Source organism: Nostoc sp. (assembly GCF_036917815.1).
Lineage (GTDB): Bacteria > Cyanobacteriota > Cyanobacteriia > Cyanobacteriales > Nostocaceae > Nostoc.
Map to the genome: position 1 here is coordinate 23,707 of NZ_JBALEK010000061.1, position 20,882 is coordinate 44,588.

Consider the following 20,882-nt stretch of genomic DNA (forward strand, 5'->3'; position numbering starts at 1 on the left):
AGGTGAATTTGAGGCTATCTTAAGCTAAGTTAAACTCAGTGTTACCAAAATTAATGAATATTCAACGTTGGATTGCGCGACGAGAACCGAATTGGCAACGTCTGGATGCCCTATTAAGGCAGATAGAAAAAAAAGGGTTAAAATCCTTACGGGCAGCAGAAATTAGAGAGTTAGCGAGTTTGTATCGTTCAGTGGCGGCAGATTTGGCACGTGCCCGCACTCAGCAAATCGGCAATACTTTGATCCAAAGTTTACAATCTTTAACAACTCGTGCCTATACGCAGATTTACCAGGGTTCCCCGCGCCAGGAATGGCAGGCAATTTTAAAATTTTACCGATGGGGATTACCTGATGTAGTCCAGAAAACATTTGTATACATTGCGGCTGCAACGGCGCTGTTTTTATTAGGGGCATTAGTGGCTTGGTGGTATTCCTGGCAAAACCCCAGCTTTATGTCGTTGATCGTACCTGAAAGCTTGATTAACAAGGTGCGAGATGAGCATAAATTATGGATGGGGTCAATTGTCGGCGTTGAACCTCTGGCATCGAGCAGTATCATGATCAATAATTTGTCAGTGTCTTTTGGGGCTGTCGCTGGTGGCATCACCTTTGGGGCATCCACAGCTTATTTGATGATATTTAATGGTTTATTAATTGGTGCTGTTGGTACTTTAGTTAGTCAAAATAATCTCGCTTATCCTTTTTGGGCTTTTGTGTTGCCGCATGGTTCCTTGGAATTACCCGCCATCTTTTTTGCTGGAGGTGCGGGATTTTTATTAGCCAGAGCAATTTTATTTCCTGGTAAATATCGCCGTGGGGATGCACTGAAATTTTACGGTTCTCAAGCGGTGCAACTAGTATTTGGGATTGTACCAATGTTGATTATTGCTGGTGCGATCGAAGGCTTCTTTTCTCCTAATCCCAGCATACCTGATGCCATTAAATATCTGGCAGGAATGGGATTGTTTGTACTTTTGGTAATGTATTGTAGCCGCAAGCAAACATCAGCAGTGCTATGATGGTAAAATTTGAAAATACTAAAATTGTTACCTACAAAAATTTTTACTGGAATTATAAAGTAATTGAATGATAGTTTTTAAAAAAAATAGCGCTTCTCCCTTGAATGATTAGAGACGCACATCTGTACACCCCTACTTATGGGCAACATATCTAGAAAAATCTGGAAGACCGCTCTTATGGGTTCCTATCAATGATAATTTTAAGCATTGGGAACCCCTAAAAATCAAAGTTTATGAACGTAGCTGATGACAAAACGATTGTTCGCGAGTATTTCAATTCCACAGGGTTTGACCGTTGGAAGCGAATCTATGGCGATGGCGAAGTCAACAAAGTTCAACTAGACATCCGCAATGGACACCAGCAAACCGTGGATACAGTTCTCGGTTGGCTGAAGGCTGATAACAATTTACCAGAGCTATCAATCTGTGATGCTGGGTGTGGTGTCGGTAGTCTCAGCATCCCTCTGGCGGTAGATGGTGCTAAAGTTTATGCCACCGATATTTCTGAAAAAATGGTGGAAGAAGGTAAGGATAGAGCGAAGCAAACCTTGGGAAATGCTGAAAATCCCACTTTTGCTGTGCAGGATTTGGAATCGTTGAGTGGTAGCTACCATACTGTTATTTGCTTGGATGTTCTTATCCACTACCCCCAAGAAAAAGCGGATGAGATGATATCTCACCTCTGTTCTTTAGCACAATCGCGGATAATTCTCAGTTTTGCGCCGAAGACGTGCGCCCTAAGTATACTCAAGAAAATTGGCAGTTTCTTTCCTGGGCCAAGTAAAGCCACTCGTGCATATTTACACCGTGAAGCTGATGTGGTGAGAATCTTGGAAAGTAATGGCTTTTGTTTGCAACGAAAGGCGATGACTAAGACTCGGTTCTATTTTTCCCGCATACTGGAAGCTACACGTACAGAGGGATTCTAATTGAGACTCTGCCTATTCCTCTTGCAAAAACTAGTGATGAAGCCTGGAAAATTGCAAGCATGGGATTAGCTGATTACCCATCATGATTGCGAAGTCTTACTCGAAGAAAGAAACGATTAATAATGAAGCGTACCGTCTCTATCCCAGTTAATTTACCAGATGAAAGATTTTTAAATCTGATGAATCAGTGTGCATCAATATTTAATGCACATATCGATTGGGCAATAGAGAACAAAACATTTAACAAAAACAAGGCACACAAGGATCTGTATCACCTATTGAGGCTACAGTATCCAAGTGTGCCTTCTGCTTTGTTACAGACTGTGAGGGACAATGCACTAGAAGCAATCAAAGCCACTAAATTTAAGCGTATTCCCAGAAAAAAACCAACATCAGGACTGAGATATGACAAACGCACAATGACATTGCGCGGACATCAATTAACCTTGTCCTGTATTGGTAAACGAGTTAAATTAATCCTAGAAATTCCTGATTACTTCAAACAAGTTTTTGAGAATTGGGAATTTTCTGGTGCAACTTTAACTTATTCAAAGCATTCAAAGCAGTTTTGGGTAAGACTAGTTTTTGAATCAGATAACCCGCAAGAAATTAGTGGAGGGATTCAAGGAATTGATCGGGGACTTTACCATCAAGCAGTAACCTCTGATGGACAGTTTTTCTCAAGTTCCCAGATTAGAAGTATTCAAAGATGCTACTTATTCAATCGTCGTCAGCTCCAACAAAAAGGCACTCGCAGTTCTAAACGTCGTTTAAAATCGATATCTGGACGCGAGAAGCGGTTCATGTTCGCGGAGCGTCTCGTAGAGAAGGACACGAATCATTGTGTAAGTAAAAAGCTAGCTAACCAACCAGATGTAGCGGTTTTTGTGCTTGAAGATTTGTCCAGCATTCGCACCCAGCAACGGGGCACGCCAGTTGCTTTATGCCGGGGAACCCGTCCACCGCACTGGCTCAAGAAAATGAATAAATGGTTGGGTAGTTGGGCTTTCTATCAGCAAGAACAGTTCTTAGCTTACAAGGCAGAAGCTTTAGGGAAAAAAGTAGTACATCAAGACCCTCGCTACACTTCCCAGAAGTGTAATGTTTGCAAGCATATTAAAAGGACAAATCGCCACAAGTCGAAGTTCCAATGTAAAAACTGTGGACATCACATTCACGCGGATCTTAATGCTTCTAGAAATGTCCGTGATGATTATATCCTCTCCTCTACCCAAGGGACCCAGGAGCAGGGGTCAGTCAATACCCCGTATGTTTCGCGAAATCATATTTCCTAGTTACAAGCCCCATCCCAAGAGTGGGTGGGGCAGTTGACTCTTGGAAGTTGAACTGGAACCTTTGCGAAAGTCAGGTTAAAATCACTAGCAAAGTGTAAATCTGATGTGAAACTATGAAGACTGCTGAAAAATTAGCTGCCGGCTGGCTACTGACACTCGGATTCATGTTTTTAATGCTATCAGCAACGGCGGCATTGGAAAAATTTGCTACACGTAAGGTGTACATACCAGTGAAAGATGCGTATGAATTTACTGCACCAAATGCTACTTACCAAGATGACAATAGTGCTGTCGGTGGTCTAATTTTTGGCGTTCCTACCCTCACACTGGGCACATGGTTAGCATTGGGATTGTACCGTCAAAGCCGACAGGAGAAAAAGGTGCTTAATCAACAAGTTAGCGATCGCCTGCAATCGATTTTTTATGAGATGCTACAAGAGAATCAGGGGCGCCTAACTGTTTTAGGCTTTGCCATGCAATCACAACTACCCGCAGCCCACGCCAGACAATATTTAGATGAAAAAGCTAAAGAATTCAATGCAAACTTTAAGGTGAACGAAGAAGGGGCTGTATCATATCATTTTGATGTCTAATTGTCATTGGTCATTTGTTATTCACTAATGACTAATGACGATCTTCAACTTACGGCTAAGTCTAATGACGCAGATTTTTTTGAGCGTAGCTGCCATTTTAGGCGGTTTGTCAGTTGCTGCTGGTGCTTTTGCTTCTCATGCATTGCGGGAAAAGATTAGTGAGCGATCGCTAGAAATTTTTGAAACTGCCGCTCGTTACCAAATGTATCACGCTCTGGCACTTTTTTTAGTAGCACTACTAATTAGTCGCACCGAATTTCCTCAACCCGCCCTCATCGCCAGTGGATGGTTATTTCTCATTGGTATTGCTATTTTCTCAGGAAGTTTGTACGCTCTTAGCTTAACTGGTGTAAAATCCTTGGGTGCAATTACACCAATAGGCGGCGTAGCCTTTCTTGCCGGTTGGGGTGCTTTAGCTTTTGCTGCTTGGAATCTGAAGTTCTAAAGAAGTTAGCTACTTACTTATAGCGTTTCCTAATCATATAAGGGGGAGCATCCCGATGAGAGCTTAAATCTTTTCCCTCACCCCAGCCCCTCTTCCATCTTTGGGAGAGGGGAGACATAATTCTAGTTCCCCGAATCCCAAAGATGGGAGAAGGGGTTAGGGGATGAGGGCTATCAAGGTTTTTGCACATTTGGGATGCTCCCATATAAGGTACATCAGAGCAACATATCTTGCACCGGGCTAGAAGTCGCGGCTACCAAGCAAAACCCGCACTTCGACAAGCTCAGTGACCACCTAAGCGGGTTTCAAACCCTTAATTTTGCGTTAGTCCGCGTAGGCGGACGAAAGTTTGTATAGCCGCGATTTCTAATCGCCAGGGCTAGGTGCAAGATATAAGTTAGGGGGTTGGGGGTGGGGTTCTTGTACCTCACTTAAACGAGAACCGCTATATATCCGCCAGATAACAGCCAGAAAATGAGCTATGTATTCTCAGTTTATAATTTATAATTACTCACTCTCAGGCGGACCAAAAAATTATGCAAAGCCATATTAGCTGAAGGTGCTTCAGGTAATGGACTGGATTGATATGCTTCTTGCAACTTATTACGCAGACGTTCATATTCTCTTTGATGAAAATCTACATTAATATCTGACCAAATAGACCTTTCTGTACCTGCTAACTTTTGCGCGATTAAATCAGGAATATATGGTAAATTAAAAACCTCATTGAGCTTAATTAAATTAGCTTCAATTATCCCTGTCTGCATCAGATAAATTCCAGTTAATAAGACTCGATATACATAAAGTAATGGCTTGATTCGATGGGTATGTTCTTTCTCAAAAAGTTTCCATTGGGTTGCAGAAAAACCAAGATAATGGTAACTATGATGACGGGTAATGCAATTTTGGGCAATAACTTTCAACTCTTCATGTTCTGGTGAAGTTGTCAATATTAAAGGAGAATACAGTTGTTCTAACACATAACCATTCTTTTTAAGCAGCATCAAAAAGAACTTTTTGATATCATGAGTGACTAAATCAATTTCTAAAGATTGGCGAACTTCTGAAACTTCAATAGTTTCATTCCTAGTTTCTAATCCCACCACTTCTTGAACTGGTAAGATATGCACACCACGCAAATCATAATCAGAATCAGGTGACGGAAAACCATATAAGTGGGAACCACTAATGATGGTGAATAAAAACGGGTAAGGCTGTTGCCCAATAATTGTGCTAATAGAAGGTGGAATATTCATCATGTGCCGTTTACTTGCTTACCTCGGTTCGCCTATTTCCTTGGAATCTCTTCTATATAAACCAGAACACTCACTGATAGTCCAGAGTTATCAACCCCGCGAAATGACCTCCGGGTTGGTAAATGCAGATGGCTTTGGTGTGGGCTGGTATCATATTCAAAAAGATATCGAACCTTTTATCTACAAAAATACCCTACCTATTTGGAATGATATAAACCTACCCCATCTCAGCCGTTACGTTGAATCCAAGTGTGTACTTGCTTATGTCCGCAGTGCTACACCAGACGAATCGGTAGATTTTGTCAACTGTCAGCCCTTTGGCCATCAACAACAGCTATTTATTCACAATGGACTAATCGAAAATTTCCGCAAAACATTACACAGAAAAATCCGCAGCACTTTGACCCAAGATTTTTACGAACAAATTAATGGCAATACTGACTCTGAACACATTTTCGCATTGTTACTTTCACAAAGTCAAATTAACAAACATCGACCTCCAGAATATGCTTTACGCACCACATTATTAACGTTATCGGAGATGGCAAAACGCTATCAAGTAGAAGCCTCACTCAATATAATCTCTAGTGACGGACATCGCCTGATAGCTTCTCGCTTTGCTACCACTTCACCACCTCCATCTCTTTACTGGATACGAGATGATCCGACTTTCCCAAAATCTGTAATTATTGCGTCTGAACCTCTATTTAGAGGTAATTGGATTCCTTTTCCCGAAAATAGCATCATTAGTGTGGGAGCAGACTGTGAGATCCAAATTGAGCAAATCTAGTGCGAAAAAGTCTTAGTTATCTTGCTTCTCAAAACTCAAAAATCAGTACTCTCAGAGAAATGATTAAAATCTCATCTGGTGAATTTTAGCAGGGGAGAATGATTGATTTTGAACCCTGGGACAGGTTTTTGCATCAGTATAGCTGAAATTTTAGCGATCTCTGACAACAGGCATCAATTGCGATCGCTACCCGGTAGTAAAACAGGCAAAATATAGCGAATGGTAACAATGCAAAAACTCCTTTTTCATGACAAAGATAGATTTAGAGCGCAAGCCCTATTCCTGGGTAAAGATATTAACTTACAGATGTTGGAGAATTACATTTGCTTGGCGACGATGCCAGTAATGGTTACAGTCGGTGAACAAGGCTGTGCAGTACTTCTGGGCTATGGTGCAGTTGTGCTGTTTAATCTTGAGCCTGAAGAAAAGGTAGCCTTCTTGACCAAACTATCCTCTCAAGTTCGTGACTCTTTTGCCAACCCGGAAACAGAAGAAGTGGAAATTCATCTCAACGTTGGCGAGAGTGAGCGAGTTAAAGAAGGAAAAATTTTGCTCCATGAATTTAGTGTAGAACGCTTGCAGATAGTCGCTGATATTCTCGCCAAGAGTGTTGTGCTGTCTCATTACGAAACTAGCCTAGCGACTGTATTTGATCAAATTGAACCCTTTGCAGCTAGTCTCCAGCGTGAAAACAGAAGTAGGCGTCAGAGTCGGGAATTACTGCGTCAACTTGGGACTACCCTGTTAGTTCAACATAAGATTGTGGGTCGAGTCGAGATTATTGATAAGCCGGAGTTGCTCTGGGAATCCCCACAGCTAGAAAACTTATATCTGCGCTTGGAGGATGAATACGAAATCCGTGAGCGTCACAGCGCCTTGGAACGCAAACTAGAGTTAATTTCCCAAACCGCCCAAACAGTGTTGGAGTTCATGCAGCATAGCAGTAGCCAGCGAGTAGAGTGGTATGTGGTAATTCTGATTGTGGTGGAAGTTCTGCTGTCAGTTTATGACATCCTTTTCAAAGGCTAACGCTAAATTTGCAGAGGGTAAAGATCATCGGTTTACATCCCAGCAGGTGATGAAGACGAGCAAGCCGACCTCAAGCGATCGCAACCAAAGAAAACATTCTTCCCACTTCTATATAATTAGCAAGAGGGTTTATGTAAAAATATCAGACCAAGCTGTTTAAGCCAATAGTCAATTTTGGGGTAAAACTGGGGTAATGTAAAAAGGTCAAGGTGTTTACAAAGTAGCTGTGTTGAACAAAAATTAGGTTGTGCGATCAAAGTAGATTTTATCCCACGAGGACGAGGATCTTCTAAATAAGCATTGACTTCTATAATTGCGATTTGACCCACGGGTGTAGATAGATTAAACGGAATTTGCGCTCCTTTATGCCATATATAGATGCCTTTTTCCTTCACGACTGGAGAGCAAAATCTTGGGAATAGAACTACGCAGTTTCGTATTTCTCGACAACCTGCAACCTCAACATGCAGCATATATGGGAACAGTAGCCCAAGGCTTCTTACCATTACCAGGAGATACATCACTGTGGATTGAAATCTCTCCTGGTATCGAAATTAACAAAATTACCGATATAGCCCTAAAAGCTGCCTCTGTCCGTCCGGGAGTACAGGTAGTTGAACGACTGTATGGACTATTGGAAGTTCATTCTAGCTCCCAAGGCGAAACGCGAGCTGCTGGTCAAGCAATTTTGGCCGCGCTGGGAGTCCGAAGAGAGGAATGTCTCAAACCGCGTGTAGTTTCTAGTCAGATTATCCGCAACATCGATGCTTATCAAACCCAACTGATTAATCGCACCCGCCGGGGACAGCTACTACTAGCAGGACAAACCCTATATGTATTAGAAGTGGAACCTGCTGCTTACGCTGCATTGGCTGCTAATGAAGCAGAAAAAGCGGCGCAGATTAACATTCTTGAAGTTCAGGCTGTAGGTAGCTTTGGAAGGCTTTACTTAGGTGGACAAGAACAGGATATTCTCGCAGGTGCTCAGGGAGCGTTAACGGCCATTGAAAGTGTAGCAGGTCGGGCAAATCCTCTGGGTGGGCGTCAGGAGTAAAGGAGATAAAATGGCAAATCGAGAGCATCTAGCTTTACTCAAAGCAGGTGCAGTTACATGGACTGAGTGGAGAAAGAAAAATTCCCACATTGAACCAGACCTCAGCGCCGCCAATCTGCAAGGCGATAACCTCAGAGGCGCAAACCTCCAGGGGGTAAACTTGAGAAGAGTGGATTTGGGTAATGCTTTACTGGTGCGAGCAAACCTCAGTGGTGCTGACCTCAGTAGTGCCAACCTCTACAAAGCCTTACTCGTTGAAGCTAACCTGAGTGCGGCTAACTTCAGTGTTGCTAACTTGAGTGGTGCTATTCTTAGGCAGGCTGATTTGAGTCATGCCAATCTGATTGGAGCCGACTTGAGTGATGTGGATCTTAGAGGTGCTGCGATCGCTCATGCTAATCTAATTGGAACTGACTTAAGAGGTGCTAACTTGAGAGATGCCGATTTGGGTGCAGCAAAGCTGATGCGGACTAACCTTTCTTTTGCCAATCTCATTGAAGCTAACTTGATTGCAGCTGACCTCAGCGAGGCAAGTTTGTACGAAGCAGAAATGTTGGGAGCTTATCTTTACAAAGCTGACCTTTACAAAGCTAATCTGAACAAGGCTCACCTCACTGGTGCATACCTGTTGCGGGCTAACCTCAGTGAAGCCGACTTGAGTCAAGCTAACTTAAGTTGGACTAACCTCAGAAGCGCAAATTTGGCAGGAGCGAATCTCAGAGGAGCTAACCTTAGAGGAGCCGACCTTAGAGGAGCCAACCTCACCGGCGTAAATATTCAGGAAGCAATTATGCCTGACGCTTCAAAACACAATTAGCGCTCTTTTATTACTCTCGTCAGATTAAATTTGAAACCCTATTTTAGCGTTAGTCCGCGCAGGCGGACTTTGCTTGTGTAGCCGCGATTTCTAATCGCTTGGATTCTTCTCTCTCCAGAGTCATAGAAGAGCGTTAGGTTACGCGGTGTGCAACTTTCTCTCAAACCTAACCCCCAGCCCCTTCCCTACTAGCGTTGGGGAGCAGGACTTAAAGCCTCTCCCCGCTTTGGGGAGAGGAATGGAAGTGGGGTTTCAAGAATAAGTCGCACATCGCGCTAGGTTACAACAAAGTAATTAATTGACCTTGAGATTGAACGCACCCCATCTAAATCAAAGATTATACATGGGGATTGGTGCGCTAAGAAGCTGAAATACTTCTTGAGCGTTACCAGGGCTACTGGCGTTCTCAGTGTGTCGTTAGAACTTTCGCTTCCGAACACCCTAGTAAAAAGTCATTATTAGTAATACTTTTTACTGATTATAAATAATTAGTGAAATTGGTCTATGTCTCCAGCTATAAAGCTTTTACAGTACCGCAAAAACTAATTCTTAGAATAATAGCATGAAAGAATAGCTGTTGCTGCGCGTTTTATACTGGTTTCGCTTACCCCACCTCAAATGTAGATATTTTTATAGTATTTTTAGGTGGGGACTGCACGAAACATTTCTGTTCAATTTTTGGAGTTTAAGTAGTCGGACAGAATTAATTACACAATGTCAAAAGCGAGTGTAACCTTCGTGGAGCGCCTTATAAAGAAGTGAAAGGTTCCCAATGGCTGTAAATATTTTTGTCCAGCTACTGAAAGTTTTTCTCAGAATTTTAAATATATCATAAAGTACACATACTATATTTTAAAGATTTGGTAAATAAGTTGACGTGACCTTTCGCTCATGGTAATTAAATAGTTACATCTAAAAATTAAAAATATTCTCAAAAAAACCAAAGCAAATCAATATTTGACATAGTACACTGTGGCGAAAGTTTGCCTGGATTTAACAACGGACTTGAGCAATTTGTTGTCTAGTTAATTGAGATGGTAGCTAGATTTACGCCGTGCTGTACTAGTTACTTACCATTTGCGTAATCGAATAACCAAATCAATAAGGGACTTCCAAGAAATAAATTATCCATCTTGTGGGGTGGGTATCCTGCCCGCTCTGAGTATAGTCCGGCTGTTCGCGTAGCGGCACGTAGTGCGGACACCCATCCCACAAAAAAATTTGGGATATTTTTTGATTTGGAAGTCCCTTAATTAATACTTTGTAAGTAGTATCAACTAGGTTAATAAGTTTATCTGCATCTAAATTTACAATTCAAATTAATCCACATTGAACTGATAAAGAGTTCTTTGACTGAGGGCGAACTTAGGCATTAATTATAATTTCAGGAAAAATAATAAATATGGCAGTTATTTACGGAACTACATCTGCTGACACAAGAAATGGAACTTCGGGAGATGACACGATATATGGTTGGGCTAATGGTGGTAATGCCAATAGTCTTTCCGGTAACGACACCCTAAATGGTGCGGCGGGTAACGATAATCTCTTTGGTGGGACGGGAAACGACAGTTTAATCGGTGGACTAGGCAATGATACACTTGATGGCGGCTTGGGCACTGACAACTTAAATGGCGGAGTAGGCGATGACACTTACATTATTGATAGTGCTGCTGATATCATTACCGAGGCTGTGAATTCAGGCACAGATACCGTCCAGTCTTCTGTCACCTACACACTAGGTATCAATCTAGAGAATCTGAGGCTCACCGGGACAGGCGCCATCAACGGGACAGGTAACAGTCTTAACAACTTCATCTTTGGTAATAGTGCTAACAACACTCTGAATGGAAGAGCAGGCAGTGACACCCTAGATGGTAATTTTGGTAATGATACCCTCAATGGTGAGGATGGTAATGATAGTCTACAGGGCGGACCTGGCAATGACATACTCAATGGTGGGTCTGGAGACGATATCCTCATCGGTGCTTGGCCTGGTAGTCCACTGTCACCCGGATTAGGGGAGATTGATACCTTAACTGGCGGTGCTGGGCGAGATAGATTTATCCTTGGGGATGCTAAAAACGTCTACTACGACGATAAAAACACTACGACTGCTGGTTTTGGGGACTTAGCTACTATTACTGACTTCAACAGTAGTGAAGATCGAATAGAACTCAAAGGCCCCCCAAAGGACTACCGCCTACAAGTTGTTGGAGCCAACACACAAATATTCTTAGACAAACCTGGAGCAGAGCCAGATGAAATTATCGGTATTGTACAGGGCGTAGTCAACCTCAGACTTGATAGTGACTACTTCCTTTTCTATGAGCGGGAAAATGCTGGACAAGCTACAAACAATACACTAGCCAGCGCTGAAGGATTGGGTTCTTTATCATCCGGCTCAAACGTTAATATCTCAGGTGAATTAGTAACAGTTCAACCAGGGAACAAGCCCGATTTCGACTTTTTTACATTTTCTCTAGCAAGTCCAAAAACTGTTACTATCAGTACAGTAACAACCGATGATACAGTTATCGGACTGTTTAACAATGCTGGGACTTTACTGAAAAGTGACGATGATAGTGGCGCTGATTTTGGGTCATTAATCACCGCTTCACTAGGTGCTGGTACATACTCCATTTCAGTGAGTAAATATGCTTTATTTCCTCAAGATGGCGGAACTTTCTCTGGCTCTAGTGACAGCAACTCTGCTCCTTATACCCTAGGAGTCAGTTTGTCATAAGAATAGAATAATAGCCATTACTAACTCCACCCTGTAAGCTCTAAAGATTTTTCCCTCATCAAGAAGATTTAGGAACAAAATCATCTGACTATTTTATCAAGAAAATAATGAATAAGACTAAATCATCCAACCAAGTTCAACGCAGATTTACCGATCAGTTCGCTCTAAAACGGTTCTTTTTCGCCGTTCAAGCAGTGTTATTTACAATAACTCTGTTATTTACAATAGTTATATCAAGTCATAGCACTATTGGAGTAAATCCTACACCTGTAGCCCTGCGTCCTGATATTCAGGTTCGCAATATTCTGAATACGTTATCAGACTCTCCTTCTGTTCGGATTGTAAAAGATCCACGAAACAACACCCTTTATTACCTCAAACAAAATGGTGACATTTATCAAGTCAATTTAGGCTCCTCTACTAGTACACTTGTGTACAACTCTAGCAATCATAATGTCGGTGAAACTCAAGGTATGGCCATTGGTCCTAACGGGACAATTTATTTGGTTGGCAATGCAGACCTGGTGAATAACCAGACCAAAGCAATTATTGTTAAAGGCGTAATTAATTCGGCTACAGGACAGCGTATCTGGTCTGTCTTAGCTAAGAGTACAGGTTATCCCAAAAGCAAAACAGCTTATGACCATCGCTTCAACGGCGTGATTGTTAGCCCAGATGGTAATTATATCTATGTGAATAGCGGTTCTCGTACCGATCATGGTGAGGTTCAGTCTGTTGATGGTCTATATCCTGATACTCGTGAAGTAGGATTAACCGCCTGTATACTCCGCCTTCCTACTAATGGTACAAATCTCTTTCTTGCAAACGATCGAGCAACCTTAAAGACAGCCGGCTATATTTTTGTAGAAGGAACACGTAATACTTTCGATATGGCTTTTGCACCCAACGGGGATTTATTTGGCACAGAAAATGGTCCCGATCGCGATATGTCAGAAGAATTAAATTGGCTACGTCTAGGTGGTAATTACGGCTTTCCCTGGCGGATTGGTGGGACAGATAATCCACAACAATTCCCCAATTATAACCCTGCTACTGACCGATTGTTAAACCCCAAATTTGGCGCAGTCACAAAAGGCTACTATCGTAACGATCCAACCTTTCCTACTCCCCCTCTAAACTTGATTGAACCAATTCCTAATCTTGGCCCGGATGCAGACAATTACCGCGATCCTGTAGATGGTCAAGTCAAAGATGCTAGTGTTGTTGGTCAGAATTTTAGCACTTTTACAGCACACCGTTCTCCTTTAGGCTTGGTTTTTGATACACTAGGAGTAATGAGTCCAGAATTCCAGAGAGATGGATTCATGTTGAGTTGGACACCAGGCGATCCTACTGGCGAAACATTAGCAGGCCCTTTTAAAGATGCCAGCCAAGACTTACTGCATTTAAAGTTAACGAAAGTCGGAAATACCAACTATAAACTTAACGCTACGCGCATTGCCGCAGGTTTTAGTAATCCCATTGATTCTGAGATTATCGGCAATAAGATTTATGTTATAGAATATGGTGGAAACCAAGGAATCTGGGAAGTCTCTATACCCACTACCTAAAGCAGATTGGGTATTTTTGGATTACTTATAGGAATTACGCAAAACTATATGCGCTCTGAGTCATTTTCAGATGATGTTTTAAAAGTATTTTGCTGTGATTTTAGGCATTTAAATGATCCCTCCGAACAAGCGTTAAAAAGGCTACCGTGTTTATCGAATCACAATCAGTCTGTGGAATTACCCCACCCTAACCCTCCCCTTTCTAAGGCTACGGTGTACACACAAGTATTCTAAAGTTATCCCACAGGCGTTTTGATCCCCCCAACCCCCCTTAAAAAGCAGGGCTGTTTCATTCGTTCAGATCAGAATTTTGTCAAGAGTATCAACCAGAAAATTTAGTGAGTTGGTAATCGAAAAATTACTGTTTCAATCGGTAAATTTAAGTGCGATCGCCTGGTTTTTGACCCAATTAGAGTGTTTAAAAACCTGATTTTTTTGACTGATACGCTTGTAAATTAAGGTCTTTTGGGGAATGAATCAGCCCTGCCTTAAAAAGGGGGGCAAAAAGTTCTTAAAGTCCCCCAATTTATCGGGGGATTTAGGGGGATCTTCAACGGTTTTGGTTTTATAGAAAGATGTGTGTACACTATAGCCTTTTTAAGGGGAGGGAAAGAGATTTCTGGTTTCCCCCCAATATATCGGGGGGATTAAGGGGGGTAAATGCCTTGGGCTTGACCATTGGCGTTCCTGGAAGATTGCGTGATGCAAAAAAAGCAATAATGCTATAATATTTCAGGAAATACAGTAAGATTTCCTTGACTTCACAGCATTTGAATCTAGAATAGATATTCAAATGTCTGAGTACATAGCTGGAGAGGTGTCCGAGTGGTTGATGGTGACGCACTCGAAATGCGTTTTGGGGAAACTCAACGGGGGTTCGAATCCCCCCCTCTCCGTTCAAAAGATGACGAATTAGTTAATAGGAGCTAGCGCGGTGCTGAACTCACTACGCTGCTTCACCAAAATTCAAAGTTAAAAATCTAAAATTGACTAGGGAACTTCCAAATCAAAAAATACTCAACTACTTCTTGTGGGGTGGGTAATTTATTTGTTGGAAGTCCCTAATTATTATCATCTTGTGGCTTTTCCTCAAACTTGTGAACATTCTGGGGGTGACTATTATTTGGTGAATTTTGCTTTTCCACCGTTGGTACTACTACAGCAGAAGGATCTGATTGTTTGGATTCCGTTAATGGTGCTGCTGGTATAACCACAGGTTTTGACGGACTCACGGGTTGAGGGAAGGGAGAATTTTGACCAGAGGCGGGTAAGTTATTTTGTGGGAATGGTGCGGGTGAAGCCTTACGAGATGAGCGGATCGCCCGTAGTTTCTCCACTAGCGAGGGTGTGGGTGAAACGCTCGGTGCAGGTGTAGATTGTTCGGAATTGCCGCGTTGCAATTCTCCTGTAGGGCTGGGGCGGGAAGATTCTTGCTGGGGAGAACGACGATTGCGCCGGCGCTGCTTGGAATTAGACGCAGGTGCTGTTTCGGTTCTTGAGGTGGTGTTAGTATCTTCACCTTCGGGTGAAGATGTTCTATCGAAGTTAGGCACTTTCGCGCCTGGTTCTGGAGTTGGCTGTTCAAAAAGCGGCTTTGTAGTTGGCTGTTGCGGAGATTTGGGTAATATGCTCGTGATCCCAAAACCTGCTGTAGCCGCAACTAGAGCTACACCTATACCAATAAGTAGCTGTGATGACCCCAGCTTTTTAGCTACTACTGATCCCTTAGCCATGCCTGGGTTGGGCTGCGCTAACGCAGATGGTCTATTAATCCGATTTTGGGCAGTTTTCCCCATTACAGTTGCTGCCTGCTGTGCAGATAAATTGACAGTTGGCACTGCGTAAGTAGCTAAAGCTTGCGGTGTCGTATTCAACCCATTTCCAGGTAGCAGTTGTAACCACTCAGCAACCGTCGCTGGCCGAAAACGAGACTCTACCGCCATACCGCGCATTACCGCCTGGTTGACAGCAGCACTCAAGTGTGGTTGCAGTTCGCGGGGGGAAGCCATAAGTTCGCGATCGCGCAATAATGCTGGTATGGGAACTTGGGCTGTCAACAGTGCATACAAGGTTGCTGCTAAACCATAAACATCTGTGGCAGGTGTGCGTGCTGCTTGCGTCAAGTACTGCTCAATGGGAGAATAACCCTCAGAAACCAAACCCGTATGAGTCTGCCGCACACTGCCATTAAATTCTCTGGCAATGCCAAAATCAATTAATACTACTTCCTGCGTTCCCTGACGAAGAATGATATTATCTGGTTTGATATCTCGGTGTAACAAACCATTGTTGTGTACTACCTGCAAAGCTGCCCCAATTTGCCAGATGTAATGAATTGCTGTGGTTTCAGGCATTGGTATTCCTGGTAATACAAATGCGTCTCCCAAGGTTTCGCCAGGAATGTATTCCATCACCATGTAAGGCAGTCCAGATTCCACAAAAAAGTCACTAACTCTGACTATATTTGGGTGGATACACGTAGCTAATCGTCTGGCTTCATCTTGGAATTGGCGCTCAAATTTGGCAAAATCAGGATGTTGTTGCAGCCGTTCATTGATGGTTTTCATCACCACCTCCTGATCCAAGTAGTGATGCGTAGCTTTAAACGTAATGCCAAAGCCACCCCGCCCTATTTCTTGAATTAGGGTATATTTTCCATCCTGCAAAATTGTGCCTGCTAACATAAAGAGTCCTGAGTCCTGAGTGAGCAGATAAGTAGCGAGTCCTGAGTCTTGAGGGATTTCCCAAAAATTTTCCCACATTTGTTATAGGGCAGGGTTCTTGCCTGTCTATCTTAGGGGATAATTTAGTTGTTGGAATACCTGAAGTGAGAAAGACCTCCCCATGATCACAACAGTTTTATCTTTCTCAGATGATAACGCGGGGAGTGCGGCAAGCCGAAAGCGGAAGACGGGCTAATACCAATTCTGGATGAAGATACGCTAAAGTTTTATTGCTTTACAAAAACGACAAATTGCTAGATGATAGCAACGAAAGGGAAAATGATTAGTAAATATCTAATTGTTTAACTCTCGGTTGTGGTGTGAAAATCCTGTAATACCACGTCTGGCATAAGATAAGTCTCAGAAAGATGACAGTGACTAAAGTCACACGAGTCGCTTATATCTCAGCGGCTCAAGCCACTGAGTTTTACGCTTACCGGCTGTTCCTATAAAATGCCCAGTTGGGGCTTTTGCCAACAATATTATTGAAACGGCTGGGCGTTTTATTTTTTGCATATCTCCAAACTACGCTAGCTAAAATTAGGCTTTTTGAAGAATGGGGTGAAACTTCACGATTCATTAACGCAGAGTTAGGCGAAAAGGGCGATTTAATAATTATTGAGCAAGATGGGGGCAAAGCTGCGATGCCTAGGTTGGTAAACTACGCATATTGGGGCGATGAAGACGATGAATTTAAAGAAGATTTGGATTTTAGATGTCTCTGAAATCTAAAATCCAGAATCTATAACTCTTACAGTTGCCGTACTAATGGCTGACCATCTTTGACTTCTCCAACTAAAACTAAATCGACACAGTTAACGAAGATACCATTTTCCAAAACGCCGGGAATGTTATTTAATGTCTTTTCTAATCCAGCTGGATCTTCAATAGAGTCAAATGTGACATCTAAGACAAAGTTACCTTGGTCAGTGATCACTGGCCCAGCTTTTCTTACACCCATGCGGAGTTCTGGTTTGCCACCGAGTTTTTTGATGGCATTGGTAACAGGAGTAATTGCCATTGGAATCACTTCCACGGGTACAGGGAAACTAGAACCCAAGCGGTCTACTAACTTACCACTATCTACCACGACAATAAACTGTTCTGCCAGGTAATCTACAACTTTTTCGCGGGTATGTGCTGCACCACCGCCTTTAATCAAATTCTTGTGCGGATCGACTTCATCTGCCCCATCAATGGCAATATCGATGTGGTCAACAGCATCTAAGGTGGCGAGAGGGATGCCGTACTGCTTCGCTAGCACTTCTGACTGAAAGGAGGTGGGTATACCAATGATATCTTTGAGTTCACCAGACTTGAGGCGATCGCCTAAATACTGAATCGTATATGCTGTAGTTGACCCCGTACCCAACCCGACAATGGAACCCGACTTGACTAGGGCGGCGGCGGCTTTGCCAACTTCTTGCTTCATCAACTTTACGGGATCTGCTGCTGCGGTCATTGCCAAAACTCCTGAAAAACTGACTATAGTCCATAGTAGTGGGCAGATAACGCCAAAAGATGAAAGGTAAAAAACAAGTTTTTGCTAATTTCTATTTCCTTGATTAGGGACTTCCAAAAAATAAAACATCATATTATCCCGGATAAAGGAGATGACTAGTGGAAGAGTAGTGTATTGTAATATACAAAAATATGGACATAGCTACGTACATTTACCCGACTTTTGAGCAACTTCTCGCTGAGATTGACCCGAAAGTAGCAAATACCTTTACGGTGGAGCAATTAGAAGCGATAAAAAGTGGTTTTGCCTCTCGTGGTTGGACACGTCATCCTTTAGATATAAGAGTTTCAGTACCAATTCCCAAATTAAGGTTTTATCTGGTGTTGCTAGCAGGTTTAGAACGTCGCTCTCAAGTGCGTTTACGTTCTGAAAAAAGTTTATATCCCTTTTGGACTCCTACCAATATCTTGTTCCTCATAGGATTTCTAATCATTCTATCGACTTCTAGCTACACTATATTTTCTTCTGCATTGTCTTCACTGACTCCTATATCTAGCTCCTTTTACCCTACTTCAATTCCTTGGATTGACGATAAATCAGAATGTGAACACACTGGTAGAATTTGGAATAATGGGAAGTGCTGGGATTCTGAACACAGTCCTAATTTTTAAAGTTGATAGCCACACTTTACATAGCTGGAGCAACATTGCCCACACTAAATTCGTCACTAACTGAGTTACAGGTTATTAGGAATACCAAATTTTGCGTTAACCTCAGTAACGTAGTTTTTTAAATTCACGTTAGCAGCTAAAAGTGGTTATGGTGATGCGTCAGCTTTCAATTACTCTATCTTTGGTAGCACTACTACAAAACTTGCCAGCAATTGCTCAAGCGCCAGAATCTCCTTCTGGAATCCCATCTGATTCCATTCAACAAGTAATTGCTGCCAAATGGATGACAAACTTTTCTGATGGTAAGTTTTATGCAGAAAGGTTACTGAGTAGGGCAGAATTAGCGTCGATTATGGTAAAAGCATTTCGGCTAGATAAAAGACAAGCTGTTACTAAAGAAAATTTAGCGATTCCAGACGTTCCTCGTTCTTATTGGGCATTTAATGATATACAGATAGTCTTAAAAACTGACATCATGAAGGGCTATCGGGGCGATGAATTCTTCCCTAATCAAAAGGTGACAAGGGCAGAAGCTCTGGCTATTTTTGCCCAGGCTTATGGTGTATTTCAGTTTCCTGATGACGCTGTGAATGAGATTTTGGCTACACATCCAGATGAAAAGTCTATCCCAGTTTGGGCGAGAAAAGCGATCGCTACAGTAGTTACCGAGGGATTTATTAACACAGATGCTCAAGGCAATATTTCCCCATTAAAACCCGTCACCCGTGGGGATATGGCTTATGTATTGAGTAAATATTTGCAACGCCAAAAGCAACAACCCGAAACACCAGAAGTTCCCATTATTCCAAATAGCCCACAATCTCCTTAGCTGAATTTTATTCAGTTAAAATCAGTTTTGACCCTGACTTCTATACTTGTCTCGAAGTTGGCGAAGATATAAGGAATTAGACTGTGTTGGTTGCTGCTGCACGTAATTCCCATAATTAGATTGTGGTAGTTGCGTTGATTGTTGCAACCCATAATTCCCATAATTAGATTGTGGTAGTTGCGTTGGTTGTTGCAACCCATAATTCCCGTATCCCGCAGAGTTTGTGGGTGTGACAACGCCTTGACTCAGATTGGGGCTAGAGTAAGGTGTAATATTACTTGGTGCGACAGAGTTAATTGGGGGCGTTATTGGTGCTACATTCGGCACTACCTGACCACTATTTAAATTATTGTAGGGATTTTGCGGCAAGTTCGTACCCGTTGACGTATAACCTGCACCAGTATTTAACCGATTACTTGGCAATACCTGACCGTTATTTAAATTACCGTAGGGATTTTGTGGTATACTCATGCCCGTTGACGTGTAACCTGTGCCAGTATTTAACCCATTACTTGGTAGAGAATTTTGACTGGGTAAGCTGTTGATAGGTGGCATCAGCGTTGTTCCTGGGTCAGAAACTTGCCCCAAGGTATTTGTCTGAGTTGCGGTACCATTGAAGCTAGACAATTTCTGATTTGTCGATTGGTTGAGCGCCCCTTGCAGAGGGCTGAGAGGGAGAGCATTTTGATTTTTGTTGGTTTGATTAGTGAATCCAATACCCAGGTCAGAGGATGTTTGTTCTCCCTCTGCTGTTTCAGACGGTGTATTTAAGGTCTTGATACCTAGAAACTGGTTATTACTATCACCTGTCCCAGTACGCAATAAATTTTGTGTTTGGACAACAAAGGGATTTTTTACCTCTGGAGAGTTGTCGCTATTAACGGCTAAACCAGGATTTAACTTGGTATCACTATCAGGCTTTTGTTTGTTAGCTATATCATCTAATAAGTCTGTACTCTTTTTTGCCTCAGTCTTTTCTTTCGGGGTATTTGCGGTTGATGAAAGACTTCCTTGCTCAAAGTCATTAAATAAAACTGGCAAGTTATCAATATCTGCTGCGATCGCTTTGTTTTCTTCTGACAGAGAGGAATCGGCAGGTTCTTGTGAAGCAACTTGTTTTTTTTGCTTATAAACGAAGATATCTGGGTTTGACCAGTATTCCCAGGTTATTAGCCCTACTAAAGATAAAAAAATTGCAGTTCCCCAAAAAGCAGGTCGCCCAAGATTCCATAACCTGGCTTTGAGATAGCGTAAGTAGGCGGGAGGATAATGACGATTTGACATAGGATTGGTAATTTAAATTTACTATAAATTGGTAAAATTTGAGGAAATGTTTGATTCTTTTACTTGCCTGAGCTGGAAATATCTCAACTTAAGTTTGATGATGATTTCATCCTAACTTCTCAATAAATGATTAGTCATTAGCAAGTCAAAAATTTACGCTCAGAGGCTTAAGCAGTTTTCATGTATTTAAACCACAATTATCAGACAAGACCTAACCCCCAGCCCCTTCCCTTGTTGGGAAGGGGAGAAAATCAAAGCCTCTCTCCTCCGAGGAGAGAGGTGTATTTGTTTATTTGCCTGAAAATCGCTGTAAGCAGCCGTAAAACCTTTTTAGTGGGTATGCTCGTGCTTGTTATATGCTTTAGTCTA

Annotated in this window: 18 protein-coding genes and 1 tRNA gene; 15 read left to right on the forward strand and 4 right to left on the reverse strand. The window is 42.2% G+C overall.

Annotated elements, in window-relative coordinates:
* Window positions 1–53: 53 nt before the first annotated feature.
* The 5 genes from V7K97_RS18360 to V7K97_RS18380 all read left to right on the forward strand — a co-directional run bounded on the left by V7K97_RS18360 (window position 54) and on the right by V7K97_RS18380 (window position 4,281).
* Window positions 54–1,019 (forward strand): stage II sporulation protein M, encoded by a 966-nt coding sequence (locus tag V7K97_RS18360; protein ID WP_334802445.1) that lies wholly within the window; start codon window positions 54–56, stop codon window positions 1,017–1,019.
* Window positions 1,020–1,252: 233 nt separating this feature from the next.
* Window positions 1,253–1,948, forward strand: a complete 696-nt coding sequence (bchM, locus tag V7K97_RS18365) for a magnesium protoporphyrin IX methyltransferase (RefSeq protein ID WP_334802447.1) — start codon at window positions 1,253–1,255, stop codon at window positions 1,946–1,948.
* Window positions 1,949–2,070: 122 nt separating this feature from the next.
* The gene (locus tag V7K97_RS18370; protein ID WP_334802448.1) at window positions 2,071–3,243 is read left to right on the forward strand and encodes an RNA-guided endonuclease InsQ/TnpB family protein; all 1,173 of its coding nucleotides are present in this window, start codon (window positions 2,071–2,073) and stop codon (window positions 3,241–3,243) included.
* Between the two features lie 113 nt (window positions 3,244–3,356).
* The gene (locus V7K97_RS18375) at window positions 3,357–3,836 is read left to right on the forward strand and encodes a hypothetical protein (protein ID WP_334802449.1); all 480 of its coding nucleotides are present in this window, start codon (window positions 3,357–3,359) and stop codon (window positions 3,834–3,836) included.
* Window positions 3,837–3,900: 64 nt separating this feature from the next.
* Window positions 3,901–4,281, forward strand: a complete 381-nt coding sequence (locus tag V7K97_RS18380) for a DUF423 domain-containing protein (RefSeq protein ID WP_334802648.1) — start codon at window positions 3,901–3,903, stop codon at window positions 4,279–4,281.
* A gap of 494 nt (window positions 4,282–4,775) precedes the next feature.
* Here V7K97_RS18380 and V7K97_RS18385 read toward each other — a convergent pair whose 3' ends face one another.
* Window positions 4,776–5,540, reverse strand: a complete 765-nt coding sequence (locus V7K97_RS18385) for a nucleotidyltransferase domain-containing protein (protein ID WP_334802450.1) — start codon at window positions 5,538–5,540, stop codon at window positions 4,776–4,778.
* On the opposite strand from V7K97_RS18385, the gene egtC reads away from it, so the two are divergent.
* The 7 genes from egtC to V7K97_RS18420 all read left to right on the forward strand — a co-directional run bounded on the left by egtC (window position 5,539) and on the right by V7K97_RS18420 (window position 14,440).
* A complete protein-coding gene (gene egtC / locus V7K97_RS18390; RefSeq protein ID WP_334802451.1) occupies window positions 5,539–6,327 on the forward strand; it encodes an ergothioneine biosynthesis protein EgtC in 789 nt (262 codons plus the stop codon). The two genes, V7K97_RS18385 and egtC, sit on opposite strands and share 2 nt — an antisense overlap.
* 228 nt (window positions 6,328–6,555) lie before the next feature.
* On the forward strand, window positions 6,556–7,356 hold the full coding sequence (locus V7K97_RS18395) for an RMD1 family protein (protein WP_334802452.1): 801 nt from the start codon (window positions 6,556–6,558) through the stop codon (window positions 7,354–7,356).
* Between the two features lie 412 nt (window positions 7,357–7,768).
* Window positions 7,769–8,410, forward strand: a complete 642-nt coding sequence (locus tag V7K97_RS18400; RefSeq protein ID WP_334802454.1) for a hypothetical protein — start codon at window positions 7,769–7,771, stop codon at window positions 8,408–8,410.
* Window positions 8,411–8,420: 10 nt separating this feature from the next.
* Window positions 8,421–9,227 carry a pentapeptide repeat-containing protein gene (locus V7K97_RS18405; RefSeq protein WP_334802455.1) on the forward strand — a complete coding sequence of 269 codons (807 nt, stop codon included), beginning with the start codon at window positions 8,421–8,423 and terminating at the stop codon, window positions 9,225–9,227.
* Window positions 9,228–10,629: 1,402 nt separating this feature from the next.
* Entirely contained in the window at window positions 10,630–11,973 is a 1,344-nt protein-coding gene (locus V7K97_RS18410; protein ID WP_334802456.1) for a DVUA0089 family protein, read from the forward strand.
* 107 nt (window positions 11,974–12,080) lie between these two features.
* A complete protein-coding gene (locus V7K97_RS18415) occupies window positions 12,081–13,544 on the forward strand; it encodes a PQQ-dependent sugar dehydrogenase (protein WP_334802457.1) in 1,464 nt (487 codons plus the stop codon).
* An 811-nt stretch (window positions 13,545–14,355) separates the two neighbouring features.
* Window positions 14,356–14,440 (forward strand) — tRNA-Ser (locus V7K97_RS18420).
* 165 nt (window positions 14,441–14,605) lie between these two features.
* On the opposite strand, the gene V7K97_RS18425 is transcribed toward V7K97_RS18420, so the two are convergent.
* Window positions 14,606–16,228 carry a serine/threonine protein kinase gene (locus V7K97_RS18425; RefSeq protein WP_334802649.1) on the reverse strand — a complete coding sequence of 541 codons (1,623 nt, stop codon included), beginning with the start codon at window positions 16,226–16,228 and terminating at the stop codon, window positions 14,606–14,608.
* Between the two features lie 509 nt (window positions 16,229–16,737).
* Between V7K97_RS18425 and V7K97_RS18430 the strand changes: the two genes are divergently transcribed.
* On the forward strand, window positions 16,738–16,992 hold the full coding sequence (locus V7K97_RS18430) for a hypothetical protein (RefSeq protein WP_334802458.1): 255 nt from the start codon (window positions 16,738–16,740) through the stop codon (window positions 16,990–16,992).
* A 26-nt stretch (window positions 16,993–17,018) separates the two neighbouring features.
* Here V7K97_RS18430 and rpiA read toward each other — a convergent pair whose 3' ends face one another.
* Entirely contained in the window at window positions 17,019–17,729 is a 711-nt protein-coding gene (gene rpiA, locus V7K97_RS18435; protein WP_334802459.1) for a ribose-5-phosphate isomerase RpiA, read from the reverse strand.
* 191 nt (window positions 17,730–17,920) lie between these two features.
* On the opposite strand from rpiA, the gene V7K97_RS18440 reads away from it, so the two are divergent.
* Window positions 17,921–18,400 (forward strand): hypothetical protein, encoded by a 480-nt coding sequence (locus tag V7K97_RS18440; protein ID WP_334802460.1) that lies wholly within the window; start codon window positions 17,921–17,923, stop codon window positions 18,398–18,400.
* 154 nt (window positions 18,401–18,554) lie between these two features.
* Window positions 18,555–19,229, forward strand: a complete 675-nt coding sequence (locus tag V7K97_RS18445; RefSeq protein ID WP_334802461.1) for an S-layer homology domain-containing protein — start codon at window positions 18,555–18,557, stop codon at window positions 19,227–19,229.
* A gap of 21 nt (window positions 19,230–19,250) precedes the next feature.
* Here the strand turns inward: V7K97_RS18445 and V7K97_RS18450 are convergent, their stop codons facing one another.
* The gene (locus tag V7K97_RS18450) at window positions 19,251–20,513 is read right to left on the reverse strand and encodes a hypothetical protein (RefSeq protein WP_334802462.1); all 1,263 of its coding nucleotides are present in this window, start codon (window positions 20,511–20,513) and stop codon (window positions 19,251–19,253) included.
* Window positions 20,514–20,882: the final 369 nt, after the last annotated feature.

What these genes read in the sequence shown, in the direction of transcription:
- V7K97_RS18360 (WP_334802445.1), top strand. Translation starts at nt 54, where the DNA reads ATGAATATTCAACGTTGGATTGCGCGACGAGAACCGAATTGGCAACGT.
- bchM (WP_334802447.1), top strand. Translation starts at nt 1,253, where the DNA reads ATGAACGTAGCTGATGACAAAACGATTGTTCGCGAGTATTTCAATTCC.
- V7K97_RS18370 (WP_334802448.1), top strand. Translation starts at nt 2,071, where the DNA reads ATGAAGCGTACCGTCTCTATCCCAGTTAATTTACCAGATGAAAGATTT.
- V7K97_RS18375 (WP_334802449.1), top strand. Translation starts at nt 3,357, where the DNA reads ATGAAGACTGCTGAAAAATTAGCTGCCGGCTGGCTACTGACACTCGGA.
- V7K97_RS18380 (WP_334802648.1), top strand. Translation starts at nt 3,901, where the DNA reads ATGACGCAGATTTTTTTGAGCGTAGCTGCCATTTTAGGCGGTTTGTCA.
- egtC (WP_334802451.1), top strand. Translation starts at nt 5,539, where the DNA reads ATGTGCCGTTTACTTGCTTACCTCGGTTCGCCTATTTCCTTGGAATCT.
- V7K97_RS18385 (WP_334802450.1), bottom strand. Translation starts at nt 5,540, where the DNA reads ATGATGAATATTCCACCTTCTATTAGCACAATTATTGGGCAACAGCCT.
- V7K97_RS18395 (WP_334802452.1), top strand. Translation starts at nt 6,556, where the DNA reads ATGCAAAAACTCCTTTTTCATGACAAAGATAGATTTAGAGCGCAAGCC.
- V7K97_RS18405 (WP_334802455.1), top strand. Translation starts at nt 8,421, where the DNA reads ATGGCAAATCGAGAGCATCTAGCTTTACTCAAAGCAGGTGCAGTTACA.
- V7K97_RS18410 (WP_334802456.1), top strand. Translation starts at nt 10,630, where the DNA reads ATGGCAGTTATTTACGGAACTACATCTGCTGACACAAGAAATGGAACT.
- V7K97_RS18415 (WP_334802457.1), top strand. Translation starts at nt 12,081, where the DNA reads ATGAATAAGACTAAATCATCCAACCAAGTTCAACGCAGATTTACCGAT.
- V7K97_RS18425 (WP_334802649.1), bottom strand. Translation starts at nt 16,228, where the DNA reads ATGTTAGCAGGCACAATTTTGCAGGATGGAAAATATACCCTAATTCAA.
- rpiA (WP_334802459.1), bottom strand. Translation starts at nt 17,729, where the DNA reads ATGACCGCAGCAGCAGATCCCGTAAAGTTGATGAAGCAAGAAGTTGGC.
- V7K97_RS18440 (WP_334802460.1), top strand. Translation starts at nt 17,921, where the DNA reads ATGGACATAGCTACGTACATTTACCCGACTTTTGAGCAACTTCTCGCT.
- V7K97_RS18445 (WP_334802461.1), top strand. Translation starts at nt 18,555, where the DNA reads ATGCGTCAGCTTTCAATTACTCTATCTTTGGTAGCACTACTACAAAAC.
- V7K97_RS18450 (WP_334802462.1), bottom strand. Translation starts at nt 20,513, where the DNA reads ATGTCAAATCGTCATTATCCTCCCGCCTACTTACGCTATCTCAAAGCC.